Annotated in this window: 4 protein-coding genes; all 4 read right to left on the bottom strand. The window is 35.9% G+C overall.

The features are described from left to right. Positions 1–923: DUF6708 domain-containing protein (locus tag A9G45_RS06355; protein WP_065566598.1), on the bottom strand; the 923-nt coding region annotated here is incomplete at its 3' end. Further along, a complete protein-coding gene (locus A9G45_RS06360; RefSeq protein WP_065566599.1) occupies positions 923–3,571 on the bottom strand; it encodes a T6SS effector BTH_I2691 family protein in 2,649 nt (882 codons plus the stop codon). The genes A9G45_RS06360 and A9G45_RS06355, both read right to left, overlap by 1 nt. Further along, positions 3,558–4,445 carry a DUF4123 domain-containing protein gene (locus A9G45_RS06365; RefSeq protein WP_065566600.1) on the bottom strand — a complete coding sequence of 296 codons (888 nt, stop codon included), beginning with the start codon at positions 4,443–4,445 and terminating at the stop codon, positions 3,558–3,560. The genes A9G45_RS06360 and A9G45_RS06365 overlap by 14 nt, the downstream gene beginning before the upstream one ends. Before the next feature lie 2 nt (positions 4,446–4,447). Next, on the bottom strand, positions 4,448–5,036 hold a 589-nt coding region (locus A9G45_RS06370; protein WP_141673629.1), incomplete at its 5' end, for a DUF2345 domain-containing protein.

Consider the following 5,036-nt stretch of genomic DNA (forward strand, 5'->3'; position numbering starts at 1 on the left):
CATAGGCATTCCGAAATAAAGTAACCCATAGTATAAAATGGTAATAAGATTAAAAAGACGGGGATTAACATTAAAATTATGATCACACTGGGGTTATTTTTTGCCAGATGAATCATCGGGCTAATATGCCCCTCAATACCGTGAAAAGGCATGGGTAAATGGGTGCTTAAGCGTGGTTTGGGCAGGTTTTGCGGACCGTCTTCCATATAACGACGAATAAATTCCCACTCGTCTTTATAATCTTGAGGATTATAAGTGTTTTTACCTACCCCTACGGACTGTGCAACGGGAAAGCCGGTTTTATAAGGGTGAAAGGAGAACACATTAACTAAGTTAGTACCACCCATATCCGAGCCAGTCTCGCCAAAATTAGAGGGTATAATATGTTCCCATTTAAACACCGCAGTGCCGCCACAATATTTTGGACGTTGTATATACACTTGCCGTGTTACTCGATTAAATCGCACCCGAATATGGCGAAGCGTAAATAGCTCCAAGCGACAGATATAACGGAAGTAGCGGATGCATAGGTAAGAAGAGACTAAAAAAATGATTGCAAAAAATACCATTGCAAATATTCCAGAACTAATTTTATTATTATCCCATTCATTATTGTATAATTTTAAAGCTACTTTAAGTGCGAAATAACCTCCTGATGCTGAAATAAAAAATATAGCTAAACTAATCCAAGTAATAATCCCCCGAAAATTTTCAAACATTCCCCCTCGTATCTCTAAATAACGATCGTTATAAGCATAATAAGGCCCTATCGGACGTGGATTATTACTGACCGGCTCTTTAGTATAATCTTTGGTGACTTCGCTTAAATTCATATCACCGCTAAAATAGCCCATTTTCAACTTTTTACGGGTTGCGGTTTTAATTGCACTACTTAACCAAAATAAATATTCACCAATATACATTAAAATGTCCCCTGAATTGCTTGATGAAACTCACTTAGCTCCTCGGTTAAGTCATCAAATTGATCACGCTTGGCATCTTTACTAAAGCAGCAACGATCTAACCATTTTTGCAACACATTATCGTCAAAGATGATAATTGCGATAGTGGCTACCACAGTAAAAAAAGTTATAAAAAAATTAATGCGAGCAAGAATAATAGCGACCGATTTTATTGTTACTGCTTGCCCTAATAATAGACCAACGGCTGCCACTCTAACCAAAAAGGTTCGCTTAATACTTTCATTTACAATTCTTTCTAGCCATGGAACTAAAGCGCCTAATGCCACAAGGAATTGTGATATACTGAGCGCAAAGGTTGCCATTGCTCTAGCATAATATCCGATAGCAACCACGCCATTGTTTTTATCTAGAGCGGAATTACCATCCATAATATCAAAGCACACCGACATTCCCCCCGCCATTGCCGATAAGGTCGCACCCCATAAAAATATCCGACCAAAGGCATTACGCGTTGTAATTGCCGTCATTGTTTTGGGATTGTTACCGATACAACATTCAACAACACTGGTTCCTATTTGGAATGTTGCAGCGATGGTCGTCATCCCTGATGCGAGAAGTTCAGCGCGCTCTCGCCAATTTTTCCATTTGCCTTGTGTAATTTTTCGGATTGTATCATAGGCGCTAAATCCGAAAACAATCATTGCAATTCGGGTATTAACCAGATCGGCATTTTGAAAATGCTCGCTTGCTCTACGGGTTATTTGTCCAGCGCCTTTTACTGGGTCAGCGGTAAAGCTTTTTCCACAAATATTAATGCGTAAACCATACAGCTTTCGCGCTTCTTTATTAATTCTAGACAAAATCATATTACCAAAAAAGTTAAGAACTCGTTGTTCAGCCTGTGTTGAAGTTACCTTTAAAAAATATCGTACTAAATCAGCAAATGAGATTGATAATAACGCAATAGGTAAGCCACGTGCCGCCAAGTCATCAATTATGGGACCCGTTTGATTAATATGGTCTGTGATTTTATTAAGTAAATCAACGGCGGTATCAACCGTTGATAGGTGATCAGTATTTGTAATAGGATCATCAGTAATGATGATTTTTTCTTGCAGATCCAGATAATCGTTAATTGTATCGATTATGCTTGTGAGATTAAAACTATATAAACGCCAACATAAATTTGCACGGGTAATTCTGGGGGCACTCCACCATTTATCAATTTGTTTTCTTGCAGAAGGTGAGCCGCTTGCCCCACAGAGACATGCACTGACTTGCAGAGTAAACTGAATGCCATCAAGTTTCTTGTCAGAGTCATAAAGATCCAGTGCTAGTAGCAAGTGTTTAGACTTTAACCACTTTATATAATCTTGGCTATGGCTTTCTGCCTTTTTTTCGGCAAATTGACTTTCTTCATCAAAATTTTTTTTAAAGGTATCGAGCTTTTCTTGTGACAATCGATTCCAATATTTTCCTTTAAATTCATCTTCTGAGATTTCTTCGGTATAGATCTTATCAATGTTTTTCTCATACCGTTCTTGATCTTCATCAATATATCTATTAAAAATTTCTTTCATCTCATCGGATAGCTCGGCATGTGATCCGCATATTCTTAAGTAGTTATAATGTTCATTTTGCTTGTCTATCATTTGTTTAATGCGCATTTGACGAAATGATTCTCTAAGCCCATAGAGCTGTCTATAAATTAGTAAGCGATGTTCGTTAGAAATACCTTCTTCATCTATAGATTCCATCCATGGTTTCATATTTTGTTGTAATGCTTGATTGCGGCGATTATTTAAGCTTTGAGTGATGCCGATAGCATCGTTGACAACAATAGCTGCACCTTGACGTTTTTTCAGCTTTTTGTATATCGATAAATAACGATAAAAATTCTTACCTATGGATTCATCATTAAAATTTGTACGATTGTAGTAGACAAATTCTACGCTCTGTTTTTCTTGGTATGCTTGATATCGCTCACCTATTTGATTACCCCAACAAGATGTGTTATTTAAAAATTTCTCTTGAGTTGCTAGCTTTTCTGTTGTCGAAAATTCTAAAATATTGGGTGAAAATTCATCTGGCAATATTGATTTAACGCCATTGCGAATTTCGTCGGGTGTTATGCCGTCAAATAAATAGAGATCCTGATCTTCACATTGCGCTAATATCTTTGCACTGATTTTATTAGGTGCAAATATAAAATAGATCTTAATGATATTTTCACTTTCTTTAAAACTAATATATGATGCATCTGCTCCATCCAATGCAATATTGCAGGTATAGGTAGGCGGGATATTACTTACATTTTCAATATCTTTATGTTCAATCAAACACCCTTCAGGGCTAGAGGTAAATACCCGCCATATTTTGCCCGTGTTACGATGTTCTAAAACGTATAAATAACCTTGTCTAAGTGTTTGTAAACAATATTTAGAATGTGCTAATGGCATATCTATAACTTTTTTTTGCACAAAATCTGGTAATGGTGGTATATCGTTGCGCGATAAATAACCCGTTATAGACAAACGAGTTGGTAGCACAAATAAATTACCTTCTTTGTCTTGACAACTAGGGCAACGTTTACCTGGATTTTGTTCATTTTTCTTCAATAGTCCTAGCAAATTATCAAGCGATCCCATGTTTTATTCCTTCTTGCCATTCATTAAAATATTTTTTAATTTTATTAATATCTTTATTATTAATAAGGTTAGCACATAAATCTTTATCTATTGATTGAAAAAAGATCGGTGGTTGAGCCATGATATAGCTAACCATATAATTGAGAATTTGTTTATCAGGTTGCGTGTAACTTGCTATATATATCCAATCTAACAACCTATTTAATATATCTTTTTGCTCTACAGTTAATTCGTTATTTTGTTGTTTTATCGTGATATGCTCATAATAATTATATGATTGTGCAATATTAAGTTGTTGCCATTGACGATAATCTATTTGGTAATCAATATCAGATAATATTATTTCTGGTTTATGATGTAGTTCGATATAGTTATCATGCCAATAATACCAATACTCAATTACACCGAATAAGTTATCTAATTGTTGTTGATTAAAAATTCTAACTAAATGATTTAATACTTTGGGATCATAAAAACGGAAAAGATAATAGCTTCCATCATACCGCATAAACATGGCATTACTAATTTGTTTTTGAATATAATCAATTGGATATAGTGAAAATAAGATCGCAATCGCTGCAGATTTTTTGTCATTTAAGTTTTGAATAATATTCTCTAAAATCGATGTTGGCTTCGATTGCGTATTTTCGGCTATTGATTGTTTGGATATTGTACAAAGCTGTAAGCATTCATAATCTGTCGATACGGTATCTTGCCTATCACGAACTGGGACAATTGACTCAAAATCAAAATTATTTTTTAAAAAGAATACATCATTGATTTTAGGATCAACAAGTAAATGTAATTTACCAAACTGCATTAGATGCTGAGTAATTGTTTGGCTAATTTCGTTATCAGGTATTGAATTTTTCATTATTATCTTTCCACAAAAATAGCATGTTCATTTGCTGAGTTCTCCTGAACACCTGTGCAAATTGGCGGTAATTTTGTTTTAATGTTCATGTGTGCTGTTCCCATCTTCTGCATCACATTACATTTAAGATAAACATTATTCTGCGTGCCTAGTTCAATGCCTGCACTGCTGATTTTGATATAAGAGCCACCACAGATTAGGGTCAGCGCTTTAGTAGCTGTTATCTGTGTTTCACCATCAACACTGTCTATTTTTATATCTTGCTTAGCCGCCATATTGAGGTTGGCATTTTGGGCTTGCACTGCAATATCGCCTTGGTTAGCAAATAGCTTCATGCCTGATTTATGGGCAAATAACCCTATTGCGTCGCCAGATGATACGGTGATGTTTTTTAATGCGTTGATATCGGTTTGGTTTTCACTGGTTAGGGTTAAGCTATTACCTGTTGTCAGTTGGATGTTTTCTGGGCTGGTTAAGGCAATGCCTTCTTGCGCATAGGCCAGTAGGCCACTTTGGGTTAGCTCGCTTAAGTTGGCTTTAAGTTGGTCTTGACTGTCGGTATCGGCACTGTGTGCGTCGGACTGGGTAGCG

It is taken from the genome of Gilliamella sp. HK2 (genome assembly GCF_001690265.1).
Classification (GTDB): Bacteria; Pseudomonadota; Gammaproteobacteria; order Enterobacterales; family Orbaceae; genus Gilliamella; species Gilliamella apicola_C.

Coding starts and splice junctions, on each gene's coding strand:
- A9G45_RS06360 (WP_065566599.1), bottom strand. CDS start 3,571: ATGGGATCGCTTGATAATTTGCTAGGACTATTGAAGAAAAATGAACAA.
- A9G45_RS06365 (WP_065566600.1), bottom strand. CDS start 4,445: ATGAAAAATTCAATACCTGATAACGAAATTAGCCAAACAATTACTCAG.